Origin of the sequence: Algihabitans albus, from assembly GCF_003572205.1 — a bacterium.
Classification (GTDB): Bacteria; Pseudomonadota; Alphaproteobacteria; order Kiloniellales; family DSM-21159; genus Algihabitans; species Algihabitans albus.
The window spans coordinates 392,714-410,632 of sequence record NZ_QXNY01000006.1 but is presented as its reverse complement, the minus strand read 5'-3'; the positions used below and the strand labels follow the sequence as shown (position 1 = coordinate 410,632).

At 66.4% G+C, this 17,919-nt stretch carries 19 protein-coding genes; 8 read left to right on the top strand and 11 right to left on the bottom strand.

All coding sequences use genetic code 11. The annotated features are described in order from the left end of the window. Positions 1 to 22 precede the first annotated feature (22 nt). The 7 genes from DBZ32_RS18680 (at position 23) to DBZ32_RS18650 (ending at position 5,783) form a co-directional block, all read left to right on the top strand. Complete coding sequence (locus DBZ32_RS18680; protein ID WP_119168745.1) at positions 23 to 1,471, top strand: DegQ family serine endoprotease; 1,449 nt, start codon at positions 23 to 25, stop codon at positions 1,469 to 1,471. A gap of 243 nt (positions 1,472 to 1,714) precedes the next feature. Then, on the top strand, positions 1,715 to 2,392 hold the full coding sequence (locus DBZ32_RS18675; protein WP_119168744.1) for a winged helix-turn-helix domain-containing protein: 678 nt from the start codon (positions 1,715 to 1,717) through the stop codon (positions 2,390 to 2,392). Between the two features lie 10 nt (positions 2,393 to 2,402). Beyond that, positions 2,403 to 3,803: a sensor histidine kinase gene (locus DBZ32_RS18670; RefSeq protein ID WP_119168743.1), complete on the top strand. Its 1,401-nt coding sequence runs from the start codon at positions 2,403 to 2,405 to the stop codon at positions 3,801 to 3,803. A 20-nt stretch (positions 3,804 to 3,823) separates the two neighbouring features. Beyond that, the gene (locus DBZ32_RS18665) at positions 3,824 to 4,609 is read left to right on the top strand and encodes a DUF1194 domain-containing protein (protein WP_119168742.1); all 786 of its coding nucleotides are present in this window, start codon (positions 3,824 to 3,826) and stop codon (positions 4,607 to 4,609) included. An 18-nt stretch (positions 4,610 to 4,627) separates the two neighbouring features. Next, positions 4,628 to 4,924, top strand: a complete 297-nt coding sequence (locus tag DBZ32_RS18660) for a hypothetical protein (RefSeq protein ID WP_119168741.1) — start codon at positions 4,628 to 4,630, stop codon at positions 4,922 to 4,924. A gap of 194 nt (positions 4,925 to 5,118) precedes the next feature. After that, complete coding sequence (locus tag DBZ32_RS18655) at positions 5,119 to 5,355, top strand: hypothetical protein (RefSeq protein WP_119168740.1); 237 nt, start codon at positions 5,119 to 5,121, stop codon at positions 5,353 to 5,355. A gap of 206 nt (positions 5,356 to 5,561) precedes the next feature. Continuing rightward, positions 5,562 to 5,783 (top strand): hypothetical protein, encoded by a 222-nt coding sequence (locus DBZ32_RS18650; RefSeq protein WP_119168739.1) that lies wholly within the window; start codon positions 5,562 to 5,564, stop codon positions 5,781 to 5,783. 102 nt (positions 5,784 to 5,885) lie between these two features. Here DBZ32_RS18650 and DBZ32_RS18645 read toward each other — a convergent pair whose 3' ends face one another. The 5 genes from DBZ32_RS18645 to DBZ32_RS18625 all read right to left on the bottom strand — a co-directional run bounded on the left by DBZ32_RS18645 (position 5,886) and on the right by DBZ32_RS18625 (position 10,358). Beyond that, entirely contained in the window at positions 5,886 to 6,356 is a 471-nt protein-coding gene (locus tag DBZ32_RS18645; protein WP_119168738.1) for an OsmC family protein, read from the bottom strand. A gap of 174 nt (positions 6,357 to 6,530) precedes the next feature. Next, positions 6,531 to 7,109 (bottom strand): MerR family transcriptional regulator, encoded by a 579-nt coding sequence (locus tag DBZ32_RS18640; RefSeq protein WP_119168737.1) that lies wholly within the window; start codon positions 7,107 to 7,109, stop codon positions 6,531 to 6,533. Positions 7,110 to 7,394: 285 nt separating this feature from the next. Next, positions 7,395 to 8,444, bottom strand: a complete 1,050-nt coding sequence (locus DBZ32_RS18635) for a TRAP transporter substrate-binding protein (RefSeq protein WP_119168736.1) — start codon at positions 8,442 to 8,444, stop codon at positions 7,395 to 7,397. Between the two features lie 82 nt (positions 8,445 to 8,526). Continuing rightward, positions 8,527 to 9,852, bottom strand: a complete 1,326-nt coding sequence (locus DBZ32_RS18630; RefSeq protein ID WP_119168735.1) for a TRAP transporter large permease — start codon at positions 9,850 to 9,852, stop codon at positions 8,527 to 8,529. Further along, positions 9,852 to 10,358 carry a TRAP transporter small permease subunit gene (locus DBZ32_RS18625; protein WP_208539297.1) on the bottom strand — a complete coding sequence of 169 codons (507 nt, stop codon included), beginning with the start codon at positions 10,356 to 10,358 and terminating at the stop codon, positions 9,852 to 9,854. Before DBZ32_RS18625 ends, DBZ32_RS18630 begins: the two co-directional genes overlap by 1 nt. Positions 10,359 to 10,599: 241 nt before the next feature. Between DBZ32_RS18625 and DBZ32_RS18620 the strand changes: the two genes are divergently transcribed. Beyond that, positions 10,600 to 11,475 (top strand): MurR/RpiR family transcriptional regulator, encoded by an 876-nt coding sequence (locus DBZ32_RS18620; RefSeq protein WP_119168734.1) that lies wholly within the window; start codon positions 10,600 to 10,602, stop codon positions 11,473 to 11,475. Positions 11,476 to 11,506: 31 nt separating this feature from the next. On the opposite strand, the gene DBZ32_RS18615 is transcribed toward DBZ32_RS18620, so the two are convergent. The 6 genes from DBZ32_RS18615 to DBZ32_RS18590 all read right to left on the bottom strand — a co-directional run bounded on the left by DBZ32_RS18615 (position 11,507) and on the right by DBZ32_RS18590 (position 17,810). After that, positions 11,507 to 12,217, bottom strand: a complete 711-nt coding sequence (locus tag DBZ32_RS18615) for an ATP-binding cassette domain-containing protein (RefSeq protein WP_162906837.1) — start codon at positions 12,215 to 12,217, stop codon at positions 11,507 to 11,509. A gap of 50 nt (positions 12,218 to 12,267) precedes the next feature. Beyond that, positions 12,268 to 13,095, bottom strand: a complete 828-nt coding sequence (locus tag DBZ32_RS18610) for an ABC transporter permease (RefSeq protein ID WP_119168733.1) — start codon at positions 13,093 to 13,095, stop codon at positions 12,268 to 12,270. After that, positions 13,064 to 14,053, bottom strand: coding sequence for an ABC transporter substrate-binding protein (locus DBZ32_RS18605; protein ID WP_119168732.1), 990 nt, complete (start codon positions 14,051 to 14,053; stop codon positions 13,064 to 13,066). Before DBZ32_RS18605 ends, DBZ32_RS18610 begins: the two co-directional genes overlap by 32 nt. 18 nt (positions 14,054 to 14,071) lie before the next feature. Beyond that, positions 14,072 to 16,243 carry a TonB-dependent receptor gene (locus tag DBZ32_RS18600; RefSeq protein WP_119168731.1) on the bottom strand — a complete coding sequence of 724 codons (2,172 nt, stop codon included), beginning with the start codon at positions 16,241 to 16,243 and terminating at the stop codon, positions 14,072 to 14,074. A gap of 104 nt (positions 16,244 to 16,347) precedes the next feature. Next, positions 16,348 to 16,749 (bottom strand): DUF2946 family protein, encoded by a 402-nt coding sequence (locus DBZ32_RS18595; protein WP_119168730.1) that lies wholly within the window; start codon positions 16,747 to 16,749, stop codon positions 16,348 to 16,350. Between the two features lie 122 nt (positions 16,750 to 16,871). Further along, positions 16,872 to 17,810 (bottom strand): LysR family transcriptional regulator, encoded by a 939-nt coding sequence (locus DBZ32_RS18590; RefSeq protein ID WP_119168729.1) that lies wholly within the window; start codon positions 17,808 to 17,810, stop codon positions 16,872 to 16,874. Between the last annotated feature and the right edge of the window lie 109 nt (positions 17,811 to 17,919).

Genomic DNA, 17,919 nt, shown 5'->3' with positions numbered 1-17,919 from the left:
TACACTGGAGACAGGCCGCAAGATGTCAGCACATCATTTGTTCCGCAGCGCCGCCAAAGGCGCGCTGCCTGCAGCGCTTGCGGGTGCCCTGCTGTTGGCAGGCACCGCAGCGCAAGCCAGATCGGCGCCCGAGAGCTTCGCGCCGCTGGTCAAACAGGTCAGTCCCTCCGTGGTCTTCGTCGCAACCGAACGACAGGGCAACGCGGAGGCCCAGCGCCTGCCGTTCCCGGAGGGGTCGCCCTTCGAGGAGTTCTTCGAGCGTTTCGGCAACCCCAACGCGCCCGAGGGGCAGCAGCCGCGCCCCCAGCGCGGCGTCGGCTCGGGCTTTATCATCGACGACGAGGGCTTCATCGTCACCAATCACCACGTGGTGGAAGGCGCGGATGAGATCGAGATTACGCTCGAGGATGGCGACATCTATCAGGCGGAGCTGATCGGCACCGACCCGCAGACCGACCTCGCCGTCCTGAAGATCGAACCGCGGGGCGACCTGGCGGTCTTGGACTTCGGAGATTCCGACGCCGTCGAGGTGGGCGACTGGGTCATGGCCGTAGGCAATCCCTTCGGCCTGGGCGGATCGGTCACGGCGGGCATCGTTTCGGCCCGCAGCCGGAACATCAATGCAGGCCCCTACGACGACTTCATCCAAACCGACGCCGCGATCAACCGGGGCAACTCGGGCGGACCGATGTTCAACCTCGACGGCGAGGTGATCGGCATCAACACCGCGATCTTCTCGCCCTCCGGCGGTTCGATCGGCATCGGCTTCGCCATCCCCTCCAACCTTGCACGGCCCATCATCGCCCAGCTCCAGGAAGGCGGCACGGTGGAGCGCGGCTGGCTGGGCGTGATGGTCCAGCAGGTCACGCCCGAACTGGCGGAAGCGGTCGGCCTCGACGGGCCACGCGGTGCGCTGGTTGCCAATGTGGTGCCGGGCGGCCCGGCGGATGCCGCCGGTCTGGAGCAGGGCGACGTGATCGTCAGCTTCGCCGACAGCGAAATCGAGGAGATGCGGGACCTGCCCCGGATCGTTGCCGGCACCGAGATCGGCCAGGGTGTGGACGTGCAGATCTGGCGCAACGGCGCGGAGGAACGTTTCCAGGTCGAGATCGGCAGGTTGCAGCCGGAGCAGGCGGCCCTGGAGCCCGAGCCGCAAGACACCCCAGATGCTTCCGCATCCGAAAGCCTGGGGGCCGATCTGGTCGCGCTCGATCCGGAAATGCGGCAGCGCTTCGACCTTCCGGGCGACGCGCAAGGCGTTGTTATCGTCGAGGTCCAGGGCGACGGACCGGCTGCAGAAGCCGGTTTGCGCCCCGGCGACGTGATCCGCCGCGTCGATGGCGAGCAGATCGAAACGCCGGGACAGGTTTCCGACGCGCTGTCGGAAGCCGCTTCGGGTCAGCGCTCCGCACTAATTCTCGTCGAACGCGACGGTAACCCCCTCTTCGTTGGGGTGAAGCCGCGCGTCTGACGAAACTTGCCGGATATCCAGCGGAATTCGGCCACTCACGACGCATAACTCGCCGGCAGGTGCCACCCGATCGGGACCGGGACCTGCCGGTTTTCTCTTTTCCGCCAGGGCCCGGACGGGAGACCCGAGCAGGCAATGCCTGAAGACGGGTGGCTCAAAAGGACAGAGTCCATGCAAGATGATAGACAGGCAGCGGCAAGCCGCACTTCTTCGGCAGACAGCAAGGTCGGAAGCAGAGTGACGATGCGCATCCTGATCATCGAAGACGACACCGAAACCGCCGACTACATGCGCAAGGGCCTGAGCGAGTCGGGCCACGTGGTGGACCGCGCCGACAACGGACGCGACGGTCTCTACATGGCCTCCAGCGGCGAGTACGACGTGGTCATCCTCGACCGCATGCTGCCAGGTCTCGAGGGCCTCAAGGTGCTGGAGGCGCTGCGCGCGGCCTCGATCCAGACGCCCGTGCTGATGCTGAGCGCGCTGGGCCAGGTCGACGACCGGGTCGGCGGCCTGCGGGCCGGCGCCGACGACTATCTGACCAAACCCTTCGCCTTCTCCGAACTGCTGGCGCGCCTAGAGTCCATGACCCGCCGCAGTGCGGCCGCCGCGCCGGAGACCACCCTGGCCGTCGGCGACCTGACGCTCGACCGTCTCAGCCGGAAGGTGGTGCGGGCCGGCCAGAACATCGATCTGCAGCCCCGCGAGTTCCAGCTACTGGAGTTCTTGATGCGTCACACCGGGCAGGTGGTCACCCGCACCATGCTGCTGGAAGGCGTTTGGGACTATCACTTCGACCCGCAGACCAACGTGATCGACGTGCATATGAGCCGGCTGCGGCAGAAGGTCGACAAGGGCTTCGAACCGGCGCTGATCCGCACCGTGCGCGGCGCCGGCTACCTGCTTTCGGCCGACGGTTGAGGCGCGCGGCGTGACGCTCCAACGCCTCCTGCCGGCGGGTGCCACGGCGCGCTTCGCGCTCGTCTACTTCGGCTTCTTCGCGCTTTCGGTTCTTTTGCTCCTGGGCTGGGTCTACTTTCGCACCGTCCCTGTGCTCGACCGTCAAGTCGGCGAGACAGTCGCCGCGGAGCTGCGCGGCCTGGCCGATCAGGCGCGCGAACGAGGTCTGTCGGGACTCGTCGAGGCCATCGACCGGCGGTCCGGCGAAAACGGCGACCCGAATGGGGTCTACCTTCTGGTGGGACCGCAGGGCGAGAAGCTGGCCGGCAACCTGGGCGCTTGGCCGGACACCGCCATCGGCGACGGCGACTGGGTGTTGCTCACGCTACGCCGAAGGACCGACGAAGGGGTTCAGCCGCGCCAGGTCGGCGCCCGCAGCTTCGCGCTGCAGACCGGTCACCGCCTGTTGGTGGGCCGGGACTTCGGTGCGCGGGCGCATTACGCCGGCGCCCTGGTCGAAGCCCTCGCCTGGGCGCTCGGTGCCGCCCTCCTTCTCGGCGTCGCAGGCGGCTGGCTGATCAGCCGCAACGTCGCCCGGCGGGTGGGCGCGGTCACGGCGACCAGCCGCCAGATCATGCGCGGCGACCTTTCGCAGCGCATGCCCAAGGACGGCAGCGGCGACGAGTTCGACCGGCTGAGCGACAGTCTCAACGCCATGCTGCAGCGGATCGAGGAGCTGATGACGGGCCTGCGGACCGTGAGCGACAGCCTCGCGCACGACCTGCGGTCGCCGCTGACGCGCCTGAAGGGCCGGATCGAACTGGCGCTGCGCGGCCCGGAAGATACGGAAGCCTACCGCGAGGCGCTGGAACGGGCGCTGGCCGAGGCCGATCACCTGCTCGCGACCTTCGGCGGCCTGCTGTCGATCGCGCGGGCGGAAGCGGGGGCGGCGAAGTCCCAGTTCGAGCTGCTGGATCTCGGCCTGCTCGCCGAAGAGATCAGCGAGCTCTACGAACCGGCCGCGAGCGAGGCCGGTCTGAGCTGGCGGAGCAGCATCCAACCGCCGGCCCCGGTCGAGGGCCATCGCCAGCTTCTCGCTCAACTGATCTCAAATCTGCTCGACAATGCGCTCAAGTATTGCAGCGGCGGCGGTACGTTAGAGCTGGCGGTGAAGACATCCGCCGGCCAGGTCGAGCTCTGCATCGCCGACAGCGGCCCCGGGATTCCAGTCAAAGACCGGGAGACCGTTCTGAAGCGCTTCGTGCGGCTGGACGAGAGCCGCCGCGAACCCGGCAGCGGACTGGGCCTGTCCCTGGTCGCGGCCGTCGCAAAACTTCATGGCGCCGATCTGCGGCTGGAGGACAATGCGCCCGGCCTGCGCGTCCGACTGACCTTCGAGCAAGCCCCGCCCCAAACAGCCGCGACGACGTAACGAGAGAGAAACTCGAAGCCGTGGCCTTCCGCGCTAAAGTCACGGCCATGCGCAGTCTGCTCGCCACTCTGCTGATCGGCCTGACGGTCGTGCCGGCCGCAGCGCAGGCGCCGGTGGATCCGGCCGCCGGCAACCTGGAACCGGTCGACCTGGAACTGGTCCTGGCCGTCGATGCCTCCGGGTCCGTCGACGACGCCGAGTACCGGCTTCAGATGCGCGGCATCGCGGCCGCCTTGCGCGCGCCCGACGTAGCCGCGGCGATTGCCAGCGGACCGGACGGGTCGATTGCCGTCACCGTCATGCTCTGGGCCGAAGCAAATCGGCCGAAACAAGCTTTGCCCTGGGCACGGCTGTCCGGCAAGGCGAGCATCGAAGCCTTCGCAGCCCAGGTCGACGAAATGCCGCGAAAGCTGCCGGCGGGCGGCACCGGGATCGGCAAGGCGATCCAATATGCCGTCTGGCAGATCGAACGCAACGGCTACAGCAGCGCGCGACAGGTGATCGACCTGTCCGGAGACGGCCGGGAGACGGCCTTTCGGGAATTCAGCCTCACGGCGCCCCAGGGCCGCAGCGTCGCGGTGCTGAAAGACATCACCGTCAACGGCCTAGCGATCCTGAACGAGGTGCCCGACCTTGATCTCTACTATCGGACGGAAGTGATCGGCGGGGCCGGCGCCTTCGTCGAGGTGGCGCGCCGCTACGAGGACTTCGCCGAGGCCATGCGACGCAAGCTGCGGCGGGAAATCGAATGGCGACCGCAGGTGAGCCGCGCCGTCGCGCCGGAGCCTGACACCCCCCTCCCCTAAGCCCGAAGGTCTGTTGTCATGATAAATTCACATAACCTGGAACGCGCCGATTTCGAGGCCGCCGCCGCCGCCGCCGCCGGTCGCAGCACGACGGATCTGCTCGCTGAAACGGGGCTTCCGGCAGGTCCGTCGCGATGGATGCTGGCAGTCGGAGAGCTGCGACTTCCGCTCCGGGTCTTCGTGGCTCTCGCCTTGCAGATCAAGGGCCTGGAGGGAGCGGCCCCAACGACGGCTGAGGCCCGCATGCTGGCTCTCGATGCCGGATTGACGCCCTATGACGGTCACCTTGCGGAGGCCCCCTTGCGGACGGGGTGACGCTCTAGATCCGGCAGAACCCGCTACCGCAGCAAAGGCACCCAGCCGCTTCGCACAGGTGGAATTGACTTGGCGCAAGACCTACTTAAGACATAGTGGTCTATATGGTTATAGCGTTCCGTAGTCAGGGCCGGCTGCGAGACGCTGAAGTATCGATGGCAGGGCTGGTTCTCGGGAGGTCAAGACCAAACGTTATGAAACAGCCCAGTACGTCCGACCCCTTCACTGAAGTCGTCACCCAGCCGCTGGAGGTCGATGGCCTGCCGGCAGGCCTGGCCCTGTCCCTGGGTCACAACCTCGTTTTCTTCACGACCGAGCCGGACCTGGCGACACTGGATGGCGGCAGCTTCGCATCCCTGGCCCAGCTCACGGCCCAGATCCGGCGCATCCGCGCCCGGCGTGCTGAGCTTCTCCGGTCGACCGCTTGCTAGCTTAGCCCCGGCGCGGTTCAAGCATGGCTTGGCCCGCCTCCCTCCACGCGCAGGGTGGGTCGGCGAGACATCGAGTTTGCCGCCAGGCGGTCTTCGGTGCCGGGCAGGCAAGACCCGTACCTCTCCCAGCCTTTCTGATTTAGGCTGCGACCTGTAAGGTGATCTCAAGAGCGGCAAACGCATCCATTTGGGAGCCCTTGGAGACCATGACCACGCGTGCCAAGCGACCGGTAGCCGGTAAGGCCAAGAACAAGTCGACCCCCGGCAACGAGACGGCGGGCGCTCCCGGCAAGCCGAAACGCGCAGCCGCCAAGGCCCGCTCCCGAGCGGCCAAGGCGCCAGCAGCCAAAGCCCCCGTCGCATCGAACCTGGAAGCGCCCGACAGTGTGCTTCACAGCCTTGCGGCACGACGCTGGCTCGGACAGTAGCGGCCGAGGGCCGGCTGCCGGCAATCGTCGCAAGACCGTCTTGAGACAGAGGCAGAACCGCCGGCGATCCGGCACTCGGCCGATCCGGCGCTGCCTCGGGTCCTACGACTGCTCCAGCGAGACGACTGGATCGTGATGAACGGGGAAGTTGACCGAGCGGGCGATGAAACACTTGGCCGCGGCCTCGGTGTGCAAAGCTCTGGCCCGCTCGACATCGCCCCCCGAGGCGATCGTCACCTGCGGGCACAACCGTGCCGAGACGAACTGTCCGCCGCCGCCTTTCTCCAACTGCATCTCCCCCGTCGCTTCGTCGCGGTAGTCGAGCACGACGATGCCGGAGGTCGCGCAGAGGTGCAGATACCAAAGCAGGTGGCAGCCGCTCAGGGCCGCCAGCAGGAGGTCTTCCGGATTGTGCCGGCCGGCATCTCCCCGGAAGGCTGGATCCGATGACCCCAAGAGGTCGGGCCGGCCCGGAATCTCAACCCGATACCCACGCCCGTAGCTCTTGTAGTCGGTCGTCGCGCCCTGCTCCGCCGCCGACCAGGTCACAGTCGCTTCGTACCGGTGCGCCATCGCCGTCTCGCCACAAGAAGACGGCCGCATCTCTCTGCGGCCGGTCTCACAGGTTTCACCGGTGGCCGCCCACTAGCCACGGCCACCGGCATTGCCTCCATCGTGCGAACCGTATCGCCGCTGCGCCGACGGAGGTCGGTCCCAGAGCGACGCGATCCGGCGCGTCCGAAGGACTCACGCGCGCCGGGTCAGGCTCTCGATGATCTTCAACAGACGATCGCACTCGGCCTGCTGATCCTGACGGCGCAAGTCGAGCTCGCCCCAGAGGCGCGCCACCTCGCCGCGCAGAAATTCGAGCTCGTTGCCCCCGCCCGCCGACTGAGGTGCGGCCGACCGCTTCGCGGCGGCTGCCTTGCGCGTTCCGGTCGCACGGCGAGTGGTGGCCCGGGCCGGAGCGGACTTGGCAGCGACGGGCGCCGCCGGCGTCGCGACCGATGTCGCGGCCTTTCCGGTCGTCTTGCGCCCGGTCTTACGCGTCGTCTTACGGGCGGCCTTGACGGCGGGCTTGCGCTGAGCAGCGACCGTTGACTTGCGCTGAGCGGCCTGCGCCGCCTTGCCGGAGCCGGGGCGACGCCCGCGACGCGGCTTGGAGGCAGAGTCCGAAACGAATCGCTTCAGCGCTTCGACATCAACCTTACGCAAACGCCCCTCGGTTTGAGACGGGACTTTGCCCTGATCAATCAGGCGGTAGATGTGCGCGCGAGACAGACCGCTTTCAGCCACTGCCTCAGCCACTTTCTTGAAGTTAGCCATTGCCTATCCTATGCAATTTCTCATGGGTCGCCACGATCATTAGCGGAGAGACTTCGGAGCGTCACTAAAAAAATGACCTCACGAGACAAGCAGACCTTTTAATGACTTAAATATCTATAAAGATCGGCAGCCAAGGGAGCGGTGAAGATCGCTCCGACGTAGCTCCTTCTTTCGTTCGAGCCTCGCGATCCGAGTCTCGGACCTTCACGAGACTCGGGCGACCAAAGAAAGATCCCCGGAAGCGTCTCTTCCGGGGATCGTCGCGTTCCGTCCTTTGTCGTCGCGTCAGGAATAGCGGTAGGGCGGGCCCGCCCTCTGCATCACCTCACGGTACTCCTTGAGAATGGCGACGACGCGGGCGTTGCGGTCGCTCTCGCCGGCGACCTCGTCCCAGAACTTCATCGCCTCGTCTTCGACCTGCTGCCACTCGGCGTCCGGAATGGTGGTCAGCTCCAGCTTGTCTCCACCGGTCCGCAGTTTCGCCTCGCCCCCCCAATACCAGTGCTGACGGTAGTAGTGAGAGCTGTCCATGCAGAGGCGGAACAGGGTCTTGAGATGCTCCGGCAGTTCCTCCCAGCGCTCCGAATTGGCGAAGTAGGAACCGCACCAGGCACCGGAGATATTGTTGGTGAGGAAATAGTTGGTCACGTCGGCCCAGCCGACGGTGTAGTCCTCGGTGATGCCGGACCAGGCAATGCCGTCCAGCTCGCCGGTCTGCACCGCGACCTCGATGTCTTCCCACGGCAGAGTGACAGGGACCACGCCGAAGCGTGACAGAAAACGGCCGGCCGTTGGGAAGGTGAAGACACGCTTGCCCCTGAGGTCTTCCAGGCTGCGGATCGGGTCGACCGTGGCGAAGTGGCAGGGATCCCAGGCACCCGCCGACAGCCAGGTGACACCGTCGATTTCGCCGTAGGCCTCCTCCCAAATCTCCTTCAGGCCGTAATCGTTGAAGAGGACGGGCACGTCCAGGCTGTAGCGAGTCGCAAAGGGGAAGTAGCCGCCGAAGACGGAGATGTCGACGGGCGCAGCGATGGAGTCGTCGTCTGACTGCACCGCATCGATGGTGCCGCGTTGCATCGCGCGAAACAGTTCGCCGGTCGGCACCAGTTGGTCCGAGTAGTAGAGTTCGATCTCCATTTCGCCATTGGCGACCTTGTTGAAGGCGTCGATCGACGGCTTGATCACATGCTCGGCCAAGGCCGGACCGGCGTAGGTCTGCAGTCGCCAAGTGATCTTCGACTGACCGTGAACCGCCGGTGCGGCCACCGCCGCGGCGCCGGCGGTGGCGGTCGCCGCCCCTGCCGTCTTCAAAAACTTGCGTCTTGTGGTCATCGCTCTGCACCTCCTCGTTCGGGTTCGTTGTCTCCTGGGCCCATGCCGGCTCCACTGAACCGGCCGCGCCTTCTTCTGTTCGTCAGCGTCCGTAATGCAGCTCCGGCAGCCAGAGCGCGATCTGCGGGAAGGCTATGACAAGGACCAGCGCCAGCAGCATCACCGCCACGAAGGGAGTGACGGAACGGTAGATGTCCATCAGGGTGATCTCCGGCGGCGCCATGGCCCGCATCAGGAAGAGGTTGTAGCCGAAGGGCGGCGTCATATAGGCGATCTGGCAGGTGATGGTGTAGAGCACGCCGTACCAGACGAGATCGAAACCGAGCGCCCCGACCAGCGGCACGTAGAGCGGTGCGACGATCACCAGCATCGCGGTGTCGTCCATGAAGGTGCCGAGCAGCAGGAAGGAAAGCTGCATCAGGATCAGGATCTCCCAGGGCCCAAGCCCCAGGTCGCTGGTGAAGAAGCCCTCGATGGCCCGCACCGCGCCCAGGCCGTCGAAGACCGCGCCGAAGCAGAGGGCCGCCAGGATGATCCACATGAACATGCAGCTGATCGCCAGCGTCTTGCGCATCGTCGTTTCCATCACCGGCCAGGTCAGGCGCCCCTTGACCAGGGCGGCCAGCGTGGCCGAGACGGCGCCCACGGCCGAGCTCTCGACCAGCGAGGTCACGCCCATCAGAAAGAGGCCGGTCATGGCGAAGAAGATGGCCAGCGGCAGAACGCCGGCCCGCAGCAGCTTCAGCCTGTCCACGAGGCTGTAGCGCTCCCGCTCCTCCCTGGACAGCGCCGGCCCCAGTTCGGGCGTGATGCGGCAACGCACGACGATGTAGAGCACGAAGAGCGCGGCCATCATCAGGCCCGGCAGAACTCCGGCCAGCCAGAGCTGGCCGACCGGCTGGCGGGCGATCATGCCGTAGAGTACCAGCACGACGCTGGGCGGGACGAGAATGCCCAACGACGAGCCGGCCTGGACGACGCCGGTCACCATCAGCTTATCGTAGCCGCGACGCAGCAGTTCGGGCAGGGCGATGGTCGCGCCGATCGCCATGCCGGCGACACTCAGCCCGTTCATGGCGGAGATCACCACCATCAAGAGGATGGTGCCGATCGCGAGCCCGCCGGGCATCGGCCCGAACCAGACATGGAACATGCGGTAGAGATCGTCTGCGATGCCGGACTCCGACAGCATGTAGCCCATGTAGATGAAGAGCGGCAGCGTCAGCAGCGGATACCACTTCATCAGCTTCATGGCGGCCGAGAAAGCCATGTCGCCGCCGCCCTGGCCCCACAGCAACAGGGCGGCGATGGCGGCGACCGCGCCGATCGCCGCGAAGACCCGCTGTCCGGTGATGAGCATGAGCATCATCGAGGAGAACATCAGCAGGGCGATGACTTCGTGGCCCATCAGAGGTCGATCCCGCGCAGCCGGCAAAGATCGCGGATCCAGGTCGCGATGGCCTGAAGCAGCATGATGAAGATGCCGATACACATGACGATCTTGATCGGCGCCATGTAGGGCCGCCAGGCGGAGTAGCTGCGTTCCCCATAGACCAGGGCATAGATCGAGCTGTTGATGCCGCCGTAAAGCAGCAGCACCAGGTAGGCGATGAGAAAGAGAATGGTGAAGGAGTCGACCCAGGTCTTGGTACGGTCCGACCAGGCGCCGTAGAGCAGATCCATGCGGACATGGCCGCCGAGCTGCATCGAATAGCCTCCGCCCAGCAGAAAGTAGGCGACCATCAGAAACTGAGCGAGCTCGAAGGTCCAGATCGCCGGCAGGAAGAAGGTCTTGGAGATCGAGGAGTAGAGCAGCACCGCGATCATCGCGAAGATCAGATACATGGTGACGCGACCGACGGCCCGGGCCATCGCCTCGACAGCGCGAACGTAGAGTCTGAGCGCCGCTACCACCTGCCTGTCCCCACCCCGCGCTGGCCTGCGCCGACCGTAACCGGCCTGTCAGCGGATCGGCCGGCCGGGACGCCGCTTGCCTGAAACCTGCGCGTCATCTTTCCAGATGGCTCAGGACAGTCAAGGCGATTCTGAAACGTTTCTTTCTGGTGCGATTGATTAGACAAAACTTCTTCACAACGGGCTAGACTGGCCCCGGAAGCGGACCGACAAGAGGCCGCGGTAAGGAGGCCGCCCGAGCGTGGAAACCGTGCAGGACTTCACCGTCGCAGAACGGATCCGCGGTCGCTTCGCCGCGCTGACCCGCGCCGAGCGCCAACTCGCCAATGCCATGCTGGCCAGTTACCCCGTGCTCGGACTCGACAGCATCGCCAGCGTCGCGGAAGCCTCGGGCGTGTCGGGGCCGACCGTCGTCCGCATGGCCAAGAAGCTCGGCTTTGCCGGCTTCCCCGAACTGCAGGCGGCACTGCGGGCGGAGCTGGAGGCCACGATCTCCACGCCCATCGCCAAACACGACGGCTGGGCCGCCGATGCGCCGGACACCCACATTCTCAACCGTTTCGCCGAGGCGGTCATGGAGAACCTGCGCCAGACCCTCGGCCAGATCGACCCCGAGACCTTCGACGCGGCGGTCGCCCTGCTGTCCGACCGGGAGCGCCGCGTCTACGTGGTGGGCGGCCGGATCAGCCGCGCCCTGGCCGACTACTTCTTCACCCACCTGCAGGTCGTGCGCCCCGGCCTGACCCTGATCGCCCCCAATGCGAACACCTGGCCGCACTACGTGCTCAACATGCAGCCCGGCGACGTCCTGGCCCTGTTCGACGTGCGCCGCTACGAACACGACCTGCTGCGCCTGGCCGAAATGGCGAAGGAACGCGGTGCCGTCCCCCTGGTCTTCACCGACCAGTGGGGCTCCCCCGCCGCCAAGCACGCGGCCCACAGCTTTCACGCTCGGATCGAGGCGCCCTCGGCCTGGGACTCTTCCGTGGTCACGCTCTTCATCGTCGAGGCGCTGATCGCCGCGGTGCAGGATTCCGGCTGGGCGGAGACCCGCGAGCGGATGCGCAGCTTGGAAGCCTTGTTCGACCAGACCCGGCTGTTCCGGAAGTTCGTGTGAGCCGTCCGGTTTGTGTAGGGCGAACGATCTCTCAGTCCCGTCCCGACGCGCTCGACTCGAGCCGAAGCGTCAGCCGCTGTGCAGCCGCCTGAATCGCATCGCCGTTCCGTTCGGCCGGCCGGCGCTCGAAGCTCTCCAGAAAGGCAATGCGGCCGGATGAGGAAATCGCAACGACCCGATCGGCGATGCGAGACGCCTCCAGGAGATCATGGGTCACCAGGACAGCCCCGAGACCGCGCCGTTCGACCAGCGCACACAGCATGGACTGCAGACTTCGGCGCATCTGTAGATCCAGTCCATTGAAGGGCTCGTCGAGGAGAACCAGCCGCGGTTCGACGGCGAGGGCACGGGCCAGGGCCACGCGCGCACGCATGCCCCCGCTGAGTTGGGCCGGATAGAGGCCATGGGACTCGGGGGGAAGACCGCACTCGAACAAGAGACGCTCCGCCATGGCCCGCCGCTCGCGGCGGTCGACCCCACGCGACAAGGCGCCGAAAGCGACATTCGCGAGCGCGGTTCGCCAGGGCAGCAGACGATGGTCCTGGAAGACGAAGGCGGTTCGCTCCCGACAGCCCGCGACGGTTCCGGCGGTCGGCTCGAGAAGATCCCCGAGCAAGCGTAAAAGGGTCGTCTTCCCGCACCCCGACGGACCGATCACCGCGACCAGGCGGGCCGGCTCCACCGCAAGATCTATCTCCCGCAGGACCGTCCGGCCACCGAGGTCGACGGAAACGGCGGTCAAGGCGGCAAGAGCATCCCCCCTGCCGGGTGCAAGCCGCGCTGCGGACCGGGTCACGAGGCGACCTGCCGCCCGGCGCCCGCGGCCGGCTCGCGCCAAGGTTCCAGCCGACGATAGAGCGGTTGAATCAAACCGTACTGCACGGCCAGGAAGCTCCCGACGGCCAGCAGGATCCAGGCGAAGCTTTCCGCAGTGTCGAGGTTCGATCTCGCCACGGCGAGGCCGGAGCCGATGCCGCTGTGCGCGCCCAGCAATTCGGCCATGACGGCAACCTTCCAGGCAATTCCGAAAGCGGTCACCATAGCCGGCAGGAGGTAGGACAGGAGGTGGGGCAGCAGGACCTCCCGGAGGAAGTCGGGAAACCTCAGGTGAAAGCTCTCGGCCATCTCGACCAAGGCCGGATCGACCGTCCGCATCCCCTGCAGCATGGCGAGAAAGACGATGGGAACGAGCGCGACGGCAATGGTGAAGATCACCGCCTGACCGCCGAGCCCGAACCAGAGGAGAGACAACACGACCCAGGCGATCGGCGGAACGGCCAGCATCATCGAAAGGATGGGCCCGACCGCCTGTCGAAGCGGAACCGAGAGGCCGGCCGCAAGGCCCAGGACAGCACCGACGGTCAGCGCCACCGCGAAGCCGCAGAGAACGCGAAAAGCCGTTTCCAGGAGATACGAAAGGGCGACGCCGTCGAACAGAATGCGGCTCAAGGCCGAGGCGGTCTCCAGAGGCGACGGCAAGGCTATCGGGCTCAAGGCGAGGCTGCCGAGCCACCAAGCCAGGATCAAGGCGAACAGGCCGGCGCTGCTCCAGACAGTCCGCTGCAGTGGAGTCGGAGAGGGCGCCGCTCTAAGCCTGGATATCGAGGTAGAAATCGTCATCGGGGAGCCTGCCTCCGATCAGTGCCGCGGACTCGCCGGCCAACTCGCCGTAGAGGCGTTCCAAGGATGCGCGCGCCTGGGCAGGTGTCCGCAGGGAGAGGTTCATGAAGGGAATCGAGCGCTCCAGGACCGGCTGCCGCAGACCGAGATAGTCCTCGCCGAGCCGTGCCGCCGAGGCCGGATTGTTCCGCACCCACTGGGTCGAGCCGCGGAGTTCGCTCAGCAGCTTGTTCGGGAGGTCGGGAAGACGGTCGCGGAGGCTGTCCTGCATGATGAGGACGGCCATGGGAATGTCGAGCCCCTCGCCGCCTGTCTCGGCGTAGAGCTGTTGAAAGTCCAGCGCCCGGAACACGGGAACCGACTGCGCCAGTCCCCGCATGATCGACGCCGTGGCCGCCGGCTCCTGCAGTACCGCGAACTCGGCTTGCCCTGCCAACAGAAGCTGCGCCGCCTCGATGGGAGTCGCGGTGTATTGCACCTCGACGTCGTTCAGGCTCATGCCGCGCGCGCGCAGCAACAGCTCGAACACTCGGTCCGGCATGTCGCCCCGGAAGGGGACCAGGACCCGCTGCCCGGCCAGGCCGGTAAGGTCATCGAGACCGCCCCGCGTCGTCATCAGGTAGAGCATGCCGGTGGTCAGGACGCCGGCGAGGCGCATGCCCGTTCCGCGATTGTAGAGATTGGCCGCCGTCGGCGCCGGCGAGGTGGTCAGCTCGATCGCCCCGGAGACGACGCCGGCTCGCATTTCGTCCGGCGACCGCCAGATCGTCAGCGTCGCGTTGTCCGCCAGCGGCGCCAGACCATTGCGGTCCACGAGGTGGGCCAACGGCACGGAGACGCCGATGGGCGCGCCGAAGAGGCGCAGGGATTGGGCGAAAGCCCTGTACGGCAGGCCGGATACAGCGGCCGTGGCGGCAAGCCCGCCAAGGACCGACCGGCGCGTGATCGCGAAAGACACGATTGCCTCCTTTCTCGGTTAGAAAGTGACGATGGCGTTGACGAAAAGGGATCGGCCGGGCGCGGCGATCCGCGATCTTTGCCGGGAATCGAGCGTATGACGCGCGACATGTTCCCGGTAATCGCTGTCGAAAACGTTCTCGACGCCGAGCCGCAGTCCGATCCGGTCGTAGAGCTGCGCACCGGCGTAGAGGTCGAGCACCGCGCAGCCGTCAGTCTCGCCTTCGTCGAAGCCGGACCCCGTCACCGCGTTGTCGTCGACGCGGGTCTGGTCCGCAACCAGCCGTAGCTTGCCGCCGAGCGACCAAGTCCCGAAGCTGCCGAGCCGATCCGAGTAGTCCAGCAGGAGATTGGCCTCGAGGGGCGCGATCCCGTACAGCGGCCGCTTGTCGCTGCTGTTCTGTCCATAGCTGTAGATGACGTTGGCGCGTGCCGATAGGTTGGTCGTCACGTTCCACTGACCGTCGAGTTCGGCGGTAAAGATATTGGCATCGACGTTGCGGAAGATCAGAGCGCCGTCGTTTCTCAACACCCCCGACTGCAGCCTCGCGGAGTCGCGCGTGATGAAGTCTTCGACGTGGGAGAATCGTAGGGCTCCGGAGATCTGCCAGGCGCCCGGCAGCAGCGTCGTACCGCCGCGCCTTGCACGCCCGAAGTCGATCCAGTCGGGACCGTCGAAGATGAAGCCGGCCGCCGCCTGATAGTGCCGTTCGGGCTCGAGTTCGGGATTACCCACCAGGCGGTTTGCCGCCTGGGGCGGCGGCGTGGTTCCGGCCCAATAGCGTTCCTTGGAGTCCGCGGCGCGGTCCGTGCGCGCGACCTCGCCGAACAGCGTCAGCCGGTCGTCCAGGGTCTCATGCTGATAGACGGCCCTGGCCGACAGCAGGTGATCGTTCTGCTCGACCTCCGTCGACCCGTAGTAGAAGTCGTAGAGATTGGAGGCCGTGGCGGGCAAGCCTGGCGCGAGATTGGCGAAAGGCCCCTGACCGGCTGTATCGACATCCTGCGCATCCGCGTGGACGAAGCGATACCCCAGGCCGAAGCGCATGTGGTCGTCCGCGCTCAGACTGGTCGCCGTCTCGAAGGTCGGCCCGAATTCGGCGACCGCGATATCGGGGAACAAGGGCGAGGCCAGCCCATTCAAGCGCGGTTCGGGGCTCGCGGCGTTCAGATCGGTCAAGCGGTCTCCGTCGCGCCGCTCGACGATCCAATCGAGGCCGAGCCGGTTCTCGAAGGCGCCGGCGGTGAAGTCTCCGAACAGGCGGCCGTCGATGAAAAAGCGTTCGTTTTCGACCTCGATCCGCCGGGCACCGGGCGCAACCGTGAAATCCCGGACGTCGAAGTTGTTGTTGACCCGCTCGACGTCGCGGATGCGCATCTCCGCCCTGACGCGCGAGACCGCCTCACCCGGAACATCCCTGAGCTCGAAACCGAGCCGCCCGACCAGTCGGTCGGTCTCGAGATTGTCCAACCGCGATGACGGTGTCGCGTCGTCATCGATATCGTCGCGCAGCAGAACGGCGAAGGCTTCGAAGTCCGCCGAGGGCGTCCAGCCCAACACGAGCTGCTGGCTGTTGCGGGAGTATTCGAAGGGAACCTGCTGGCCGTCGCCGCCCTCGAAACCGTCGCGCGCATCGGTCCCGCGCGCGAAGGCGCGCAGGTAACCCTCCGGTCGGCGCAGCGTTGCCTGCCCCAAGGCCTCCAAGGTGTCGCCCGGCGTCGCATAGCCGCCGGAGATCTTGAAATGATCGGCGTTGCGCCGAAGCGCGTCGTCCGTCCCAAGCGGCAAACGAATGTTGTCCGTCCGGTAAGGCATGTCCCCCGGCGCCCGGTCGAACTGGAAAAGCGGCGCGATCGGAAGCGGCCGGGAATCGCGGTGCTGGCGCAGCCGCGGCAGAAAGTCCGCGACCGGCTGAACGCCCCTGCCCGGAGGGCGCGCGGCATCCAGTCCGGCACCTCGGACGGCTTCGAACTGACGAATCGGGCTCGTATGGTTCGGTTGCACATCGCCGTTCTGAATTTGAAAAAACGGCAGACCCGAACTGCTCTCGTTCGCGGCCGCCTGCAGCGGCAGACCGACCAGCAGGCCGGCAAGGAGACAAAACCCGAGCTCAAGCGACCGGCCGCGCCGACCGACATACCGGATCGACGCCCGCGCCCGGCGGCGCGGCCCTGAAGATAACTGTGACACCTGCGACTCCCCCACGCGAACGCATAGGCTGCGGGCAGCAGCAGCGTTCGCGGCCGTGTTTCATCGTATCTGTCCTGACGGATCGCGCCCGGACGGCTCGAGACTCAGAGCAGGGAGACTCGCGGCGGCGCCCGGACAAGCGGGGTCGCGTAGGCGGGAACAGGTTGGGGAGCGCGGCTCTCCGGGCGGCTTACCGGTTCGACGATGAGTTCGAGACTCGCCGCGAGGAGAACGGCCGGCGGCAAAAGGGCGCCGCCGGCCAAGGACGCGCAGAGCGGACAGGGTTGCTTGCCCTGCCCGGACTGATCCGGCAGAGGCACGTAGCCGTCGGCCGTCCAGACCAGGACCTGCGTGCCCTGGGACGTACAGATAATGAGGAGTGGCCCGTCCGCCTCCGGCGTCTCGAGCGACCCCATGGAGGCCGCGTGCGCGACGTGACCGGCCAGATTGACCAACAACGCGGCGACAGCCAGGGTCGCGGCCAGACGGCGAAAACATCTCCACATGGGCGGGAGACTACCGGGAGATGTGCGATCAGGTCCAGCGGAAGCTGGCCGACTTTCGCTCCCGCTTCGAGGAGCCGGATCGACACGGTCCTTGCCGGATCGCGTAGCTTCCCGACGGGGACTCACTCGGCTGCGGGCCGCCCCCCGTCCGCCGTTACCGCCGCAACTTCGGCCCAGTAGATCAGGGCGATATCGCGGAAGTGCTGCAGTGCCGGATCCTCTCCGCCGCGCCGCCACGCGAGCAATGTCTGAACCTCATAGGGTTGCCCGACGAGGCGCCGCATCACGATGCCGGGCCGCGGCCGCTTCGCGATGCTCTCGATACTCAAGGTGACCCCGATACCGGCGGCGACGAGCCCGAGGATCGCCTCGCTGTCCGCCGCCTCCTGAGCGAGCTTCGGCAGAAAACCGGCGCCCTGGCAGAGGTGGGTCACGTGAGTGAGAAAATGAGACCAGCGCTCGCTGACGCCGAGAACGAAGGCTTCGTCCGCGAGATCGCCCAGCGTCACCCGCTCCCGCGCGGCAAGCCTGTGCCCGGCGGGCAATACCGCGACGATATCGTCGCGCTGAACCATGTGGGTCTGCAGGAACGGAAGCTCGACCGGCCCGGTCAGGAAGCCGGCGTCGATCCGTCCCTCCCGCAGCGCCTCGATCTGACTGGTCGTGACGCTCGGCGTAAAGGTGACCGAGATTTCGGGAAAAGCCGTGCGGAAGGCGTTGACGATGTCCGGCAAGGCGCCGGCGATGGCGAAGTCCGTGTAGCTGACGCGGAGCTGCCCCAGAAGTCCCTTGTGAGCCCGCGAAGCGCTGTGGGCCAGATCCGCCGCCTCGTCCAGGAGACGCGCGCCCCCGGCAGCAAAAACGCGGCCGGCCGGCGTCAACTCCAGACCGCGCCGGTCGCGCGCGATGAGGAGAGCGCCGAGAGCCTCCTCGAGATTGCGCAGAGTGCGACTCAAAGCCGGCTGCGCGATGTTCAGATGGCGCGCGGCGCCCCGGAAACTGCCGTGCTCGACGATGGCCAGAAAGCAGGCGACATGACGGAGATCGAAACGCGGTCGCACGAAACTGATGCCTTTTCGGTATCACAGACGAACGCAATGATATTATACGCGCCTGCCTTTGCCCACTAGGCTTTCCGCTTATGGGAAATCAACGGGACGGCCCAGGCGG